Genomic DNA, 14584 nt, shown 5'->3' on the forward strand with positions numbered 1-14584 from the left:
GTACTGACGTGTATTTTCGACGTTTTTCTTCGCGCGAAACGGTGACGCCGTCGCACAGACGCGCTATGGACGCCGATTGAGAAAAGGCGCCGGCAGCCCCACATCCTGTTGGGAGCGATGGGGCCGATGGCGGCGCGCTTAGGCGGAACAATTCATGTTCGATATCGGGTGGAGTGAACTGGTCGTCATCGCGGTCGTCGCGCTGATCGCCATCGGCCCGAAAGAACTTCCGGGCGTGCTGCGCATGGTCGGGCAATGGATGGGCAAGGCCCGCAAGATGGCCGCCGAATTCCAGGGCCAGTTCCAGGAGGCCATGCGCGAGGCCGAGATGGCCGACCTCAAGAAGAGCTTCGACGAGGTCAGGGAAGCCGCGACCGGCATCACCAGCGGCAACATCATGACCTCGCTGCAGAAGGACGTCACTGACGCCCTGCAGATCGACAAGCCGGTCGATGCGCAGGTTGCCTCGGCGATCGATGCGCCCGTGACGCCCACGACGCCTGCCGAGCCGACGCCGGAAACCTTCGTCGAAGCCGAGACGCACGCAGCCGCCGGCGAGCCGCTCGCGATCACCAATGAGGTGAAGCCCGAGCCGGCACCTCAAGACGTCACGCCGGCAGAGCCCGACGTGCTCAAGGACGCGAGGGCGTCATGAGCGCCGAAGACATCGAGGCCTCCAAGGCCCCCTTGATGGATCACCTGATCGAGCTGCGCTCGCGGCTGATCAAGGCGCTGCTCGGCTTCGCCGTGGCTTTCATCATCTGCTTCTTCTTCGCCAAGCAGATTTTCAATGTCCTGGTCTGGCCGTTCATCTGGGTGGCGGGACCGGAGAATTCGAAATTCATCTACACGGCGCTGCTGGAGTATTTTCTCACCCAGCTCAAGCTCGCAATGTTCGGGGCCGCCTTCATTTCGTTCCCGATCGTCGCCGGACAGGTCTACATGTTCGTGGCGCCTGGGCTCTACAAGCACGAGCGCAATGCCTTCTTGCCATATCTGATCGCCACGCCGATCTTCTTCGTGATGGGCGCGATGCTGGTCTACTTCGTGGTTTTCCCGATGTTGACCCGCTTTTCGCTCGGCATGCAGCAGGCCGCCGGCGCGGAGACCGCGCAGATCCAGCTGCTGCCCAAGGTCGGCGAGTATCTCTCGCTGATGATGTCGCTGATCTTCGCCTTCGGCATCGCCTTCCAGCTGCCGGTGATCCTGACCTTGCTCGGCCGCATCGGCATCGTCACCTCGAAGATGCTGAAGGAGAAGCGGCGCTATTTCATCGTGATCGCCTTCATCATCGCCGCGGTGCTGACGCCGCCGGACGTGCTGAGCCAGGCCTCGCTCGCGATCCCGCTGCTCGCGCTCTATGAGGGTGCCATCATCGCGGTGCGCATGGTGGAGAAGAAGGCCGCGACCGCGAACGCCTCGTCGGGCTCGGCGACCAATCCGGCCGAGTAGGGCCGTCTACGTCACACATCCGGTGTCACCCCGCGAAGGCGGGGTCTCCAGCACGCTGCGGCCTTTGGGTCACACACCGACGCCTCTGGAATGCTGGATCACCCGCTTTCGCTGACGATGACGGTCGTGGTAGTGGAAAGATCCAACGCAAGCGTTGACGTAAGACGTTATCTGCAAGCCCGCCATCAGGACTGCCATGCACGACATCAAAGCGATCCGCGACAACCCGACAGCTTTCGACGCCGGCCTGAAGCGCCGCGGATTGGGGGCGCTGTCGCCGTCGCTGCTGGCGATCGACGAGAAGCGGCGCGCGGCGATCCTGGCGTCCGAGCAGGCCCAGGCTCGCCGCAACGCGGCCTCGAAGGAGATCGGCGAGGCCAAGAAGGCAAAGGACGAGGCGCGCGCGGCCAAGCTGATGTCCGAAGTCGCCGAGCTGAAGACCACGATGCCCGAGCTCGAGGCAGCGGCGAAAACAGCCGATGACGAGCTGACGAAAGAGCTGTCGTCGATTCCCAACCTGCCGCTCGACGAGGTGCCCGACGGCACCGACGAGCACGGCAACGTGCAGCACCATGTGTTCGGCAAGGCACGCGACTACGGCTTCGCGCCGAAGCTGCACGACGATCTCGGCACCACGCTCGGCTATATGGATTTCGAGGCCGCGGCGAAGCTGTCCGGCGCGCGCTTCGTCGTACTGAAGAAGGGACTGGCGCGGCTCGAGCGCGCGATCGGGCAGTTCATGCTCGACCTGCACACCGGCGAGCACGGCTACATCGAGATCAACCCGCCGCTGCTGGTGCGCGACGCCGTGATGTTCGGCACCGGCCAGTTGCCGAAATTCGAGGATGACCAGTTCTGGGCGATCAAGGGTGAATTGCTCTCCACCCCGAATGCCGACCTGCGCGGCGAGCGTCTCGGCCTAATTCCGACCGCCGAAGTTTCGCTGACCAACCTCGCGCGCGAATCCATCCTCGACGAGAAAGAGCTGCCGATGCGGCTCACCGCGTTGACGCCGTGTTTTCGCGCGGAGGCGGGAGCTGCGGGACGCGACACGCGCGGCATGATCCGGCAGCACCAGTTTACGAAAGTGGAGCTGGTGTCGATCACGACGCCCGAAGCCAGCAAGGATGAGCTCGAGCGCATGCTGTCCTGTGCCGAGCAGGTTCTGCAGAAGCTCGATCTGCATTATCGGGTGATGACGCTGTGCGCCGGCGACATGGGCTTCTCCGCGCAGAAGACCTACGACATCGAGGTGTGGATGCCGGGGCAGGGCGATGGCGGCGCCTATCGCGAGATCTCGAGCTGCTCGGTGTGCGGCGACTTCCAGGCCCGCCGCATGGATGCGCGCTACCGCGGCCCCGACGGCAAGCCGCGCTTCGTGCATACGCTGAACGGCTCCGGCACGGCGGTCGGCCGCGCCTTGATCGCGGTAATGGAGACCTATCAGCAGCAGGATGGATCGATCGCGGTGCCCGATGTGCTGCAGCCCTATATGGGCGGGCTCAAGGTCATCGAGCACGGCATGTGAGGCGAGGGCCAGTGTGATGCCGCTGCACCGTGACATCCACTGGCTTGGCAAGCAATGGGCCGTTACCGGCCATGGTCTGCAGCTGATCAACCAGAAGCAGATGGGCTATTACGACATCGAGGCCGCGCGGCTCTGGGAAGCCCGCGTGGTCGAGGTGCAAACGAAGGCGTGGATCGACCGGCCCGACTTCGACAAGGCGCTGGAGATCGCGCGCGGCAAGTTCGCGCAACTTGCGCCGGCCGATCTGCCGCCGCCCGCGGCTGTCGCGCCGCCGCCTCCAGTCCGGGCTGCGCCGCTTGAGCCGACATCGGTGCCCTCGATCGAGGAGCTGTTGGCCCGGCTGAAATCGAAATCGGCCGCACCGGCGCCGGTCGCAAAACCGGCCGAGGCGCCCGCACCGGCGCCGCTCAAGCCCGAGCCGACAAGGCCTGAGCCGCGCAAGGTCGAAACCATTGCGGCCGAGCTTCCCGAGTCCGAGATTCGCAAGTCGGAGCTCCCCAGGTCGGAGAATGCAGAGCTTCCAGAGGCACCGAAGCCTGCACCACTCCAAGCGGATTCGATCGCGCCCGAGCCTCGCACGCGGGCACCTAGCATAGCCGATCCCATCAGGCCCGAGCTGGCCAGATCGGAGCCGACCAGGCCGGAGCTTCGCCAACCAGCACCGATCGGTCCCGAGCCGACCAGGTCTGATGTTCGGATGGTCGAACCGCCCAAGGTCGAAACTCCCAAGGCGGAGCCTGCCAGAGCTGAACTTGCCACGCCTGAGGCTCTCGAGTCCGAAGCTCAGAAAACAGACAGCCTCAGGCCTGAACCTCCCAAGTCCGAACGGCGCGAGGCCGCTCCGGCCGAGAAGCCCGGGATGCCGGTGCCGCCGCCTTCACCCTCCGTTGTCGCGGTCGTTCGCAATCCGCCGCCGCCGGGGCGAGCGAGACCGGCCTGGCCGGTATTCGTCCGCAAGATCGCCGGCAGCGGCAGATTCCTGCAGCCGTGGCGCGTGACGTCGGCGCGTTGGCGCGGGCCTTCGTCGGGTTTGCCACCACGGCCCTAGCCGGTTAAGACGGCAATCGACTCAAGAAGCTGCAACTCAAGAAACCCGCGTCGAATCGGAACAAAAGGCACTTTGACGGATGCGAATTCTCTGCACCAATGATGACGGCATCAACGCTCCGGGCTTGAAAGTCATTGAGCAGATCGCGCGTGCTCTCTCCGACGACGTCTGGATCGTTGCCCCCGAGCTTGACCAGTCGGGCGTCTCGCATTCGCTGTCGCTCAACGATCCGCTGCGGCTGCGCGAAGTCAGTCCGCGCCACTTCGCGGTGCGCGGCACGCCGACCGATTGCGTCATCATGGGCGCGCGCCACATCCTCGGTGACAAGTTGCCCGATCTCGTGCTGAGCGGCGTCAACAAGGGCCGCAACGTTGCCGAGGACGTGGTCTATTCCGGCACCATCGCCGGTGCGCTGGAAGGCACCATCCTGGGCTTTCCGTCATTTGCGTTGTCGCAGGAATTCTCGATCGAGACGCGTAACGCGCCGCTGTGGGACACCGCGCTGAAGTTCGGACCCGACATCATCCGCAAGGTGATCGGGGCCGGCGTGCCGAGGAACACCGTGATCAACGTCAACTTCCCGTCGTGCATGCCCGATGACGTCAAGGGCATCCGGATCACGCGGCAGGGCAAGCGCAATCAGGGTTTTCTGAAGATCGATCGCCGTCACGACGGACGCGGCAATCCGTATTTCTGGATCGGCTTCGAGCGCGCCGCGATGATGGATACGCCGGCCGAAGGCACCGATCTTGCCGCGCTTGCCGCGCGCTACGTCTCGGTGACGCCGCTGCGGCTCGATCGCACCGATGAGGCGTTTTCGGAGACGCTGACTGATACGTTGAAGTGATCTCTTGTAGCCCGGATGGAGTGAAGCGAAATCCGGGCCGCTCGCAATGCGTGGACGGCTTCCCTGCAGATCAGGTGATATCTAAACCGGCGCGCTCCGCATCGCGCTGGAGATCACCTGCGCCAGCGTTTCCAGCTGGAAGGGCTTTTGCAGCGCCGGACGGTCGCGATATTCCGGAGGCAGGCCGGACGAGCCGTAACCGGTCGCGAAGATGAAGGGACGGTTGCGGGCGTTGATCAGCTCGGCGACCGGGGTGATCACCTTGCCGTTGACGTTGACGTCGAGGATCGCGAGGTCGAATTCGGTCGATTGAGCGAGCTTGACGCTTCGCCGATTTCGCCGGCCTCGGCCGCGACACTATGGCCGAGCTCCTCCAGCATGTCGGCGACCATCATCCGGATCATGACCTCGTCCTCCACGAGGAAAACTGAACAGCCCGCCGGCCGTATCGCTGTCATGATGGAATCCTTGCCCGTCCCTCAATTAGGCTCGCAAATAACACTACGAGGCGCAATGCAAACGTTTGGGAATTAGTAGGTTTCCGGCGCGCGCCGCTGCATCGCCGGATCGTCTTGACTGACTCGTTGCGCGAGATTCGTCCAGCCTCTGACCGGGGACAACGGCTCTACCCGTCGTTCGCGCACCCCGGCGCTAACCGCGCATCGCAATCGATTATATGGGAAGCTTGCGGACCGGCGCCAACAGGAAATCGGAGCGCCGGTTCCTGGCCGGGAACAAAAGGTGACGGGAAATTTTTCCTTAACGCGGTATTTCGGATTTCAATGGCATCTAGCAGGAGCAAGATTCTGCGCTGCTGCCCAGAGACGCTGATGAACATGGCCCTGAAGCCCGATCCGACCGAGAAGATGATGTTTCAGCTCACCCTGCGGCGGCGGGGGGTCAGCGATCAGGCGGTGTTGCGTACCATGGAGGAGGTGCCGCGCGAGGTCTTCGTCGACCCGCGCGATCGCAACGAGGCCTATCGCGACAGCGCGCTTGCGATTGATTGCGGGCAGACCATCAGCCAGCCCTTCGTCGTGGCCTACATGACCGAGCAGTTGCAGCTGCAGAGGGATCACCGCGTGCTCGAGATCGGCACCGGATCGGGCTATCAGGCGGCGGTCCTGTCCCGGCTGTGCAAGCAGGTCCTGACCATCGAGCGCTACCGGACACTGGCCGACGGTGCGCGCAAGCGCCTTGAAAAGCTCGGCTATTACAACATCGAGGTGCTGCTCGGCGACGGCTTCGACGTCCCGGCGGGGGCGGGCGATTTCGACCGCATCATCGTCACCGCGGCGATGGAGCAGATCCCGGAGAAGCTGCTCGACCGGCTCGATCCCGGCGGCATCCTGATCGCCCCGGTCGGGCCGCACCAGGGCACCCAGACCCTGGTCCGCGTGGTGCGGACCGAGAACGGCTTCGACCGCAAGGAACTGGTCGACGTCCGCTTTGTGCCGGCCCTGCCGGGAATCGCGCGCGAATTGTAAGTGGCGATTTGCTGCTTGGCGCCAACGCCTTATTCGCAGGGTTAAGCGGTTATTTACTCGCGACGTGTTTACTCAAAACAGTCTTTTGTTGCGTACGAGTGAGTAACCATGTCTGGGGTTGTTGAGTTGCTTCGCTCGCGTCGCGTACCGCAGGTTGCGGTGCTGACGCTGATGTCCATGGCTTTTGCCGGTTGCAGCGCCGACATGTCGTCGCGCTTCTCGCAAAACTCCTACTCGCAAAATCCGTTTGCGTTCGATCCGCAGCCGACCGGCACCGTGCAGCAGGCGCCGCCGCGCGAGTTGCCGCAATACGCGCGGCCGCGGACCCAGCCGCAATATTCGCAGTATCAGTCGCAGCCCTTGCCGCCGCCGGTCGCGGCGCCGCAGTCCTACCCGGTCGCCAATGCCGGCGTCTCCGGAGGCGGGCGCGGGATGTCGTCCTACACGCCGCCGCCGGCGCGCCCGCAGATCGAGGCCACCGGCAGCGTGCCGCATTCGGTCGCCGCCGCGCATGCTTCGCATAACGGCACCACCATCATCGTCGGCACCAGCGATACGCTCGAAGTGCTGGCGCGCCGCTACAACGTCTCGACCGCCGAGATCCTGCGCGCCAATGGCTACAAGGGGCCGCGCGCACTCTCGCCCGGCCAGCAGCTGATCATCCCGCGTCCAGGGGCAGTTGCCGCGGCACCTGCGATGGCCGCACCGGCCACGCGGCCCGTTGCCGTGGCGGCCGCGCCTGCCGGCGTCCACTATGTCAATCGCGGCGACACGCTGCACAGCATCGCGCGCCAGCACCACATCCCGGTTGCCGAGCTCGCCCGCGCCAACAATCTCGATCAGTCGGCCCGGCTCAGCCTCGGCATGAAGCTCGTGGTGCCCGGCGCCAAAACCGCGATGGCGGCTCCTGCGCCGGTTGCGCAACCTGTTGCTGCTGCACCGGTCGCAACCTTGGCTCCGGCACCGGCCGTGGCGGCCCCGAGGGTGGTCGCCAGCGCGCTGCCGCAGCAGAGCGCCCGGCTGGTTCAGCCGACCGCCACTGTCGAGCAGCCCGCAGCCGTCGCGGAGACGCCGGCGGCCAAGCCGGCCGAGACCACCAGCGCGCTGCCGACCTTCCGCTGGCCGGTGCGCGGCAAGGTCATCACCGCCTACGGCTCTAAGACCAACGGCAAGGTCAATGACGGCATCAACGTTGCGGTGCCCGAAGGCACGCCGGTGAAGGCTGCCGAAGACGGTGTCGTCGCCTATTCGGGCAACGAGCTGAAGGGTTACGGCAATCTCGTGCTCGTCCGCCATTCCAATGGCTACGTCACGGCCTATGCCCATGCGAGCGAGATCCTGGTGAAGCGCGGCGATACCATCAAGCGCGGCCAGGTGATCGCCAAGTCGGGCCAGACCGGCGAAGCAGGCTCGCCGCAGCTTCACTTCGAAATTCGCAAGGGATCGTCTCCGGTCGATCCGCTCCAGTTCCTCAACGGCGCATAAGTTACGCGCCGGGACTTCCAAGTCTCACAACAAAGACAACGGGGGAGGCGCAAGCCTCCCCCGTTTTGTTTGATCTAAGAGGCGATGCGATCAGGTTGGATCGTCATCGCGCTGTTCCGGCGTGCTCTAGAAGTCGAACGTCATGCCGGTCGTGACCGCGCTCGCCTTGTTGCCGGCGACCACGTTGTTGTTGGCGTCGCGTCCGCACACGCCGTAGCCGTGACCGCTGACGCCGAGGCAGTAATGCGCGCCGGGGCCGTTGCGCAGATAGCTGCCGACGAGATACCAGGTCGCGAACGGGCTGAAGTGATACTTGACGCCCGCCGCGTACTGATCGGCGCTGCTGTCCACGCTGTTGAGCGCGAAGTCAGCCGAGCCAGCCGCCGGAGTGACGGTGTAGTTGTTGAACACGCCGGTCCCGGGCGAGCCCGGCGAGGCGTTGGCGTGAGCCCATGATGCGCTGACGTCCCAGGCGCCGACCGATTGCGTGGCGCTGATGAAGTAGCCGTCACGCGACCGCTCGTTGAAGTCGGCAACGGTGTTCTCGCGACGCATGATCTCGTAGATGCCGTAGAGTTGCAGTTTGCCGATGCCGTCGTTGAAGCCATAGCCGGCGCCGAGCTTCGCGGCCCATTCGTTGGCGATGCCGACGGCGCCCGGCGGCACGATCAATACGCCGCCATTGCTGAGCGGCGTCACCGCCTCGTCGCCGGTGCGGTTGGTGCCCTCGTGCATCTCGTAGGCCGCGACCGCGGTGAACGGTCCCTGATTGTAGGTCAGCGATGCGCTGTAGAGGTTGCCGTATGAGCCGTCGGTGCAGCCCTCCGGCGCCGCGGTCAACGGGAAGCCGCTGCCGCTGCCGCGGGCCGAGGTGCCCGGACAGTTGAAGTCGCCGAGCGCGAAGTCGCTGTTGTCGCGCGCCGTATTCTGTCCCGGCGAAGCCATCAAGGTCGCCTGGAAGCCGTTCCAGATCGGCGACTCGTACCAGACCGCGTGCGCGGCGCGCCAATCGAACTCGGCGCGGAGGTCGCCGCCGGTGTTGCCCATGATCGAATTGTAGTCGCCAAGCGTGGCCGAGAACGGATCGAACTGGGCGGTGGATTTCTTGTACGGCGTATCGGCCTTGCCGGCCTTGATCGCACCCCACGGTGTTTCCATTCCGATGAAGCTGTCGCGCGTGCCGAGCGCAGCGCGTTCGGTTGGCGTTGCCGCGACCTCGACCAGCGATTCGAACTGCGCCACCGCGGCCCATCCGGCGAAGCCATACGGCTCGAGATTGTGCCGGGCGCGAACGCCGAAATAGGTGAGGTTGCTCGAAACGCCGAACTTGTTGCCCTGATCGAACACGCCGGCGTTGAAGAAGTCGCCCGAGAGGTCCACGTGGCCATAAAGGGTCACGGTGGTGTTGTCGACGAAGGCATTGGTGCCTGTCGCCTTGGTGTAGAGCGGTGCGCCACCGATGCTGACGACGGCATGTTCGGGAGGTGGGGTCGGGGAGGGCGCCACGGCCGCGTGCTGGACCGGATTGCCCTTCGGCGTCGACGCGGCCGCCGCCGGCGGGGCCGGATGGCTCGCGATGTGGTTCACGCGATCCCTGAGCTGGGCGTTCTCCTTGGCGAGTTTCGCGTTGTTGCGTTCGAGTGCATCCAGACGCGCCATGACGTCGTCGAGTGTTGCCGCGTGGATCGGGCCTTGCGTGAGCGCCAGACAGATCGCTGCGGAAGCAGTTCCTGCGAGAAGTCTCTTCTTCATTCATTTCCCCATTTGCCAATCGCCTAGGCGGGGTGCTGAGGCTGCAAACGGGCGGAAATGCTAAGGTATACCAAATACCAGATACACGGGTGTGGGATACACCGAGGACGATAAACACGCCATGTGACAAAATACAAGTTATGACCGCAACGCAACATCACACAGCGATCTTGGGATAATGCATGCCAATCTCGAGCAGGTATGCATGCGATTGATGGTTTGACATTACCGCGTCGGGTCTAGGCCGGCTGATATCTGCTCGACCATCTCGCGCAAGAATTGCGGTGGCCCGTAGGCGTGCCATTCGCCGTCGGATTGCAGCAGGAGGGGCCGTCGCATGTCGCGGCTGAAGGCTTCGAGCCAGCCGCGCGCCTTTGCCTTCGGCCGCGGACCGGCGGCAACCGCGACGTCGACCGGGATCGCCCGCCAGACGAAGCTTGCGGGAAGAAAGATGAGATCGGATCTGTCCGGACGCATCCATTCGGGCAGCGGACTCGTCGGCGCCAGCCAGCCGCAGACGAAATTCCGGCAGGGGTCGACCGGGCGCTCGGCGTAGATCGTGCATTTGCCCGCGCTGCTGAACGGACACGGCTGTCCCGGATGCACGTCGTGGTCGCGAATCCGGATTTTCAGCCAGCCGTCACAGCAAGCGGTGCACTCGCCACATCGTCTCGCAGTCGTGCTTGGGTCGGCCGGCATGGGCCGAGTGTAGCCATGCCGCACCGAATCCAGAAGGCCTGCACGGCCCGAGGCGCCGCTCGCGCTATGCGCCGCCGAGCCGCACGCCGAGTCGGCCGGCGAGCTCCTGCGTGTACTGCCAGGCCACGCGGCCCGAGCGGGAGCCGCGGGTGGTCGACCATTCGAGCGCCTCGCGCTCGAGCTCGTCCTCGGCGATCTTGATGCCGAAATGGTCGCAATAGCCCTTCACCATCGCGAGGTACTCGTCTTGGCTGCAGCGGTGGAAGCCGAGCCAGAGGCCGAAGCGATCCGACAGCGACACCTTCTCCTCGACCGCTTCGCCCGGATTGATTGCGGTCGAGCGTTCGTTCTCGATCATCTCGCGCGCCAGCAGATGGCGCCGATTCGAGGTCGCGTAGAGGATGACGTTGTCGGGGCGTCCCTCGATGCCGCCTTCCAGCACCGCCTTCAGCGACTTGTACGAGGCGTCGTTGCCGTCGAAGGAAAGGTCGTCGCAGAACACGATGAAACGGAACGAGGAGCCGCGCAGCAACTCCATCAGGCCGGGCAGGCTCTCGATGTCCTCGCGATGGATCTCGATCAGCTTCAGCCGGTCGGCCGGCTTGCGATCGACATTGATGCTGGCATGGGTGGCCTTGACCAGCGACGACTTGCCCATGCCGCGGGCGCCCCAGAGCAGCGCATTGTTGGCGGGCAATCCGTTGGCGAAGCGCTCGGTATTCTCCATCAGGATATCGCGCATCCGGTCGACGCCCTTGAGCAGGCCGATCTCGACGCGGCTGACGCGCGGCACCGGGGCAAGGCGCCCGTCCGGATGCCAGACAAAGGCGTCCGCGGCGCCGAACGCGCGGGCCGGATCGGAGGCCGGGGAGGCGGCCGCAAGGCGGCTCGCGATGGCCTCCAGGGCGTTCGCGATCCGCTCGGCGGCCGCGCCGTCGAGCGGCATGACCGGGCGTTTTGTCGCGGCGTTTGCGGCACGCTTGGCGGCAGCTTTGGGGGCGGTTTTGCTGGTTGTTTTACTGGTGGTTTTTTTGGCTTTTTTCGGCATTTGTCCAGTTCCTGTCGGCGCAGCCTTATCGGGCTGGCGGCGGTCCCGCAAGCGCCCTAAATGAAGGTCCGTTAACGTTGCAATTGGGACCGCGGCCGCTATAGTCCGCGCGAATTTGTCCGGACCGCCATACCGCCCCGAAGGTCGAGGGTGCTGCCGGTTCTTTCCCGTCTTATCCGAGGATCGTCCGAATGCTGATTACTCCTGCGTTTGCTCAGGCTGGAGCAAGTGGTGACACCAGCAGCATGTTGATGTCGCTGCTGCCATTCGCACTGATCTTCGTCATCATGTACTTCCTGATTCTGCGCCCGCAGCAGAAGAAGGTGCGCGATCATGCGGACCTCGTGAAGAACATCCGCCGTGGCGACACCGTGGTGACCTCGGGCGGCCTCGTCGGCAAGGTGACCAAGGTGGTCGACGACGACCAGATCGAGTTCGAGATTTCGGACGGCGTCCGCGTGCGGCAGATGCGGCAGATGATTTCGGGCGTGCGGACCAAGGGTGAGCCGGCGAAGGGCGACGCCAAGGACGAGGCATCCGCGAGCTGATCGCCGCGGAAGCCTTTTGCCGAATCTGACAGGTCAATTCGATGTTGTATTTCACGCGGTGGCGAGCGCTGGGGATCATCCTGATAGCGCTGGTGGTCTGCCTGTGCGCCGTGCCCAATTTCTTCCCCGAAGCGCAGGTGAAGACCTGGCCGGCCTGGGCGCAGCGGCGCCTCGTGCTCGGTCTCGATTTGCAGGGCGGCTCGTACCTGCTGCTCGAGGTCGACGGCAACTACGTGAAGAAGGAGAAGCTCGAGCAGGTTCGCGACGACGCCCGAAAGGCGCTGCGTGATGCCAGGATCGGCTTCACTGGCGGCATCACGATCCGCAACGACGCCGTCGAGGCCCGGATCGCGAAGGAGGCCGACGTTCCGGCGGCGCTGACCAAGCTGCGCGAGATTGCGCAGCCGATTGGCGGGTTGCTTGGGTCCAGCGGCCAGCGCGATCTCGATGTGACCGATGCCGGGGGCGGCCTGATCCGCATGACCGTGTCGCAGCCCGCGATGATCGAGCGGATGCGCAAGACCATCGAACAGTCGATTCAGATCGTCGAGCGCCGCGTCAACGAGCTCGGTACTGTCGAGCCGGTGATCCAGCGTCAGGGCACCGACCGCATCCTGGTGCAGGTGCCGGGTCTGCAGGACCCCACGCGGCTGAAGAAGCTGCTCGGTGAGACTGCGAAGATGGATTTCCGGATGGTCGACACCTCGGTGTCGCCGGACCAGGCCCAGCAGGGCCGGGTACCGCCTGACTCCGAACTCCTGACGAGCGCGTCGCCGCCGCCGGTTCCGTATGTCGTCAAGAAGCAGGTCCTGGTGTCCGGAGGCGAACTCTCCGACGCCCAGCCCGGCTTCGACCAGCGCACCGGCGAGGCGATCGTCAGCTTCAAGTTCAACACGTCGGGGGCACGCAAATTCGCGCAGGCGACCGCCGACAATGTCGGCCAGCCGTTTGCGATCGTGCTCGACAACAAGGTGATCTCGGCGCCCGTGATTCGCGAGCCGATCACCGGTGGACAAGGCCAGATCTCCGGCAGTTTCACCGTGCAGTCGGCCAACGATCTGGCGATCCTGATGCGCGCCGGCGCGCTGCCGGCGCCGCTGACCGTGGTCGAGGAGCGCACCGTCGGTCCGGGCCTCGGTCAGGACTCGATCGAGAAGGGCGAGCTTGCCGCCTATGTCGGCTCGATCCTGGTCATCGTGTTCATGCTGCTGACCTACCGGCTGTTCGGCGTGTTTGCCAACATCGCCGTGACCATCAACGTCGCCATGATCTTCGGGCTGCTGTCGCTGCTCAACGCCACGCTGACCTTGCCCGGCATCGCCGGCATCGTGCTGACGGTCGGCATCGCGGTCGACTCCAACGTGCTGATCTACGAGCGCATCCGCGAGGAACTGCGCGGCGGCCGCAATGCGATCTCGGCGATCGATGCCGGCTTCAAGCGGGCGCTCGCGACCATCCTCGACTCCAACATCACCACCTTCATCGCCGCCGCCGTGCTGTTCTATATCGGCACCGGGCCGGTGCGCGGCTTTGCCGTGACGCTCGGCATCGGCATCATCACCACGGTGTTCACCGCCTTCACAATGACGCGCCTGATCGTCGCGGCATGGGTGCGGTGGAAGCGGCCGCAAACCGTGCCGATCTGAGAGGCCTCTCGTGACCCATACCGTTCTCATTGGCCTTGGCATCCTGATTGCCGTGCTGACCGTGGTCGCGGCGCTCGGCCTGCTGCCGTCGCTGCGCATCGTCCCCGACGATACGCATTTCGACTTCACGCGCTTTCGCCGCATCAGTTTCCCGATCTCGGCGCTGCTCTCGATCCTCGCCATCACGCTGTTCTTCACCCACGGCCTGAATTTCGGCATCGACTTCAAGGGCGGCACGCTGCTTGAGGTGCGGTCGAAGTCCGGCACGGCCGACATTGCCGCAATGCGCACGACCTTGAACGGCCTTGGCCTCGGCGAGGTGCAGTTGCAGCAGTTCGGCGGTCCGGCTGAAGTCCTGATCCGCGTCGCCGAACAGCCGGGCGGCGACAAGGCACAGCAGGACGCGGTGACGAAAGTGCGCGGCGCGCTCGGCGAGACCGTGGACTACCGGCGCGTCGAGGTGGTGGGGCCGCGCGTCTCCGGCGAGCTGCTTGCCTACGGCATGCTCGGCCTGATGCTCGCGATCGTCGGCATCCTGATCTACCTCTGGTTCCGGTTCGAATGGCAGTTCGCGCTCGGCGCCATGATCGCCAACGTCCACGACATCGTGCTCACGATCGGCTTCATGTCGATCACCCAGGTCGACTTCGACCTCACCAGCATCGCGGCGCTGCTGACGATTCTCGGCTACTCGCTCAACGACACCGTCGTCATCTACGACCGTATCCGCGAGATGCTGCGGCGCTACAAGAAAATGCCGATGCCGCAGCTGCTCAACGAATCGATCAACTCGACGCTGTCGCGTTCGATCATCACCCACGTCACCGTGACGCTGGCGCTGCTCGCGCTGCTGCTGTTCGGCGGCCAGGCGATCCACAGCTTCACGGCCGTGATGATGTTCGGCGTCGTGCTGGTCGGCACCTACACCTCGATCTTCATCGCCGCGCCGATCCTGATCTATCTCGGCGTCCACACCACGCGGGGCGAGGCGCAGGATGCGCCGGCCAAGAAGCCGGACGCGGCGGCAGCCAAGAAGTAGCCGGC

The 14584-nt window shown here is 64.8% G+C and carries 13 protein-coding genes and 1 pseudogene; 10 read left to right on the forward strand and 4 right to left on the reverse strand.

Annotated elements, in window-relative coordinates; genetic code table 11:
* Positions 1-154: 154 nt before the first annotated feature.
* The 5 genes from tatB (at position 155) to surE (ending at position 4875) form a co-directional block, all read left to right on the forward strand.
* Positions 155-655, forward strand: a complete 501-nt coding sequence (gene tatB, locus ALC15_RS30825) for a Sec-independent protein translocase protein TatB (RefSeq protein WP_050630541.1) — start codon at positions 155-157, stop codon at positions 653-655.
* Positions 652-1452, forward strand: coding sequence for a twin-arginine translocase subunit TatC (tatC, locus tag ALC15_RS30830; RefSeq protein ID WP_050630542.1), 801 nt, complete (start codon positions 652-654; stop codon positions 1450-1452). Before tatB ends, tatC begins: the two co-directional genes overlap by 4 nt.
* Positions 1453-1648: 196 nt before the next feature.
* The gene (gene serS, locus ALC15_RS30835; RefSeq protein WP_050630543.1) at positions 1649-2980 is read left to right on the forward strand and encodes a serine--tRNA ligase; all 1332 of its coding nucleotides are present in this window, start codon (positions 1649-1651) and stop codon (positions 2978-2980) included.
* 16 nt (positions 2981-2996) lie between these two features.
* Complete coding sequence (locus ALC15_RS30840) at positions 2997-4028, forward strand: hypothetical protein (RefSeq protein ID WP_050630544.1); 1032 nt, start codon at positions 2997-2999, stop codon at positions 4026-4028.
* Positions 4029-4107: 79 nt separating this feature from the next.
* On the forward strand, positions 4108-4875 hold the full coding sequence (gene surE, locus ALC15_RS30845; RefSeq protein WP_050630545.1) for a 5'/3'-nucleotidase SurE: 768 nt from the start codon (positions 4108-4110) through the stop codon (positions 4873-4875).
* An 81-nt stretch (positions 4876-4956) separates the two neighbouring features.
* On the opposite strand, the pseudogene ALC15_RS30850 reads toward surE, so the two are convergent.
* A pseudogene (locus tag ALC15_RS30850) lies at positions 4957-5333 on the reverse strand (response regulator).
* 372 nt (positions 5334-5705) lie between these two features.
* Between ALC15_RS30850 and ALC15_RS30855 the strand changes: the two are divergent.
* Positions 5706-6362, forward strand: a complete 657-nt coding sequence (locus ALC15_RS30855; protein WP_050630546.1) for a protein-L-isoaspartate(D-aspartate) O-methyltransferase — start codon at positions 5706-5708, stop codon at positions 6360-6362.
* Between the two features lie 108 nt (positions 6363-6470).
* Positions 6471-7847: a LysM peptidoglycan-binding domain-containing M23 family metallopeptidase gene (locus tag ALC15_RS30860; RefSeq protein ID WP_050630547.1), complete on the forward strand. Its 1377-nt coding sequence runs from the start codon at positions 6471-6473 to the stop codon at positions 7845-7847.
* Positions 7848-7973: 126 nt separating this feature from the next.
* Here ALC15_RS30860 and ALC15_RS30865 read toward each other — a convergent pair whose 3' ends face one another.
* The 3 genes from ALC15_RS30865 to ALC15_RS30875 form a co-directional block, all read right to left on the reverse strand.
* Entirely contained in the window at positions 7974-9599 is a 1626-nt protein-coding gene (locus ALC15_RS30865; protein ID WP_050630548.1) for a porin, read from the reverse strand.
* 225 nt (positions 9600-9824) lie between these two features.
* On the reverse strand, positions 9825-10298 hold the full coding sequence (locus ALC15_RS30870; protein WP_063781897.1) for a CxxCxxCC domain-containing protein: 474 nt from the start codon (positions 10296-10298) through the stop codon (positions 9825-9827).
* Positions 10299-10362: 64 nt separating this feature from the next.
* On the reverse strand, positions 10363-11346 hold the full coding sequence (locus ALC15_RS30875) for an ATP-binding protein (RefSeq protein ID WP_050630550.1): 984 nt from the start codon (positions 11344-11346) through the stop codon (positions 10363-10365).
* Positions 11347-11537: 191 nt separating this feature from the next.
* On the opposite strand from ALC15_RS30875, the gene yajC reads away from it, so the two are divergent.
* The 3 genes from yajC to secF are packed head-to-tail and all read left to right on the forward strand — an operon-like array spanning position 11538 to position 14579.
* Complete coding sequence (yajC, locus tag ALC15_RS30880; RefSeq protein WP_050630551.1) at positions 11538-11894, forward strand: preprotein translocase subunit YajC; 357 nt, start codon at positions 11538-11540, stop codon at positions 11892-11894.
* 41 nt (positions 11895-11935) lie between these two features.
* Positions 11936-13540, forward strand: coding sequence for a protein translocase subunit SecD (gene secD / locus ALC15_RS30885; RefSeq protein WP_050630552.1), 1605 nt, complete (start codon positions 11936-11938; stop codon positions 13538-13540).
* 10 nt (positions 13541-13550) lie between these two features.
* Positions 13551-14579: a protein translocase subunit SecF gene (secF, locus tag ALC15_RS30890; RefSeq protein ID WP_050630553.1), complete on the forward strand. Its 1029-nt coding sequence runs from the start codon at positions 13551-13553 to the stop codon at positions 14577-14579.
* Positions 14580-14584: the final 5 nt, after the last annotated feature.

The sequence above is a fragment of the Bradyrhizobium viridifuturi genome, from assembly GCF_001238275.1.
Lineage (GTDB): Bacteria > Pseudomonadota > Alphaproteobacteria > Rhizobiales > Xanthobacteraceae > Bradyrhizobium > Bradyrhizobium viridifuturi.

Bases quoted from the DNA above. Each gene is read 5' to 3' on its own strand.
- tatB (WP_050630541.1), top strand. From the start codon at position 155: ATGTTCGATATCGGGTGGAGTGAACTGGTCGTCATCGCGGTCGTCGCG.
- tatC (WP_050630542.1), top strand. From the start codon at position 652: ATGAGCGCCGAAGACATCGAGGCCTCCAAGGCCCCCTTGATGGATCAC.
- serS (WP_050630543.1), top strand. From the start codon at position 1,649: ATGCACGACATCAAAGCGATCCGCGACAACCCGACAGCTTTCGACGCC.
- ALC15_RS30840 (WP_050630544.1), top strand. From the start codon at position 2,997: ATGCCGCTGCACCGTGACATCCACTGGCTTGGCAAGCAATGGGCCGTT.
- surE (WP_050630545.1), top strand. From the start codon at position 4,108: ATGCGAATTCTCTGCACCAATGATGACGGCATCAACGCTCCGGGCTTG.
- ALC15_RS30855 (WP_050630546.1), top strand. From the start codon at position 5,706: ATGAACATGGCCCTGAAGCCCGATCCGACCGAGAAGATGATGTTTCAG.
- ALC15_RS30860 (WP_050630547.1), top strand. From the start codon at position 6,471: ATGTCTGGGGTTGTTGAGTTGCTTCGCTCGCGTCGCGTACCGCAGGTT.
- ALC15_RS30865 (WP_050630548.1), bottom strand. From the start codon at position 9,599: ATGAAGAAGAGACTTCTCGCAGGAACTGCTTCCGCAGCGATCTGTCTG.
- ALC15_RS30870 (WP_063781897.1), bottom strand. From the start codon at position 10,298: ATGCCGGCCGACCCAAGCACGACTGCGAGACGATGTGGCGAGTGCACC.
- ALC15_RS30875 (WP_050630550.1), bottom strand. From the start codon at position 11,346: ATGCCGAAAAAAGCCAAAAAAACCACCAGTAAAACAACCAGCAAAACC.
- yajC (WP_050630551.1), top strand. From the start codon at position 11,538: ATGCTGATTACTCCTGCGTTTGCTCAGGCTGGAGCAAGTGGTGACACC.
- secD (WP_050630552.1), top strand. From the start codon at position 11,936: ATGTTGTATTTCACGCGGTGGCGAGCGCTGGGGATCATCCTGATAGCG.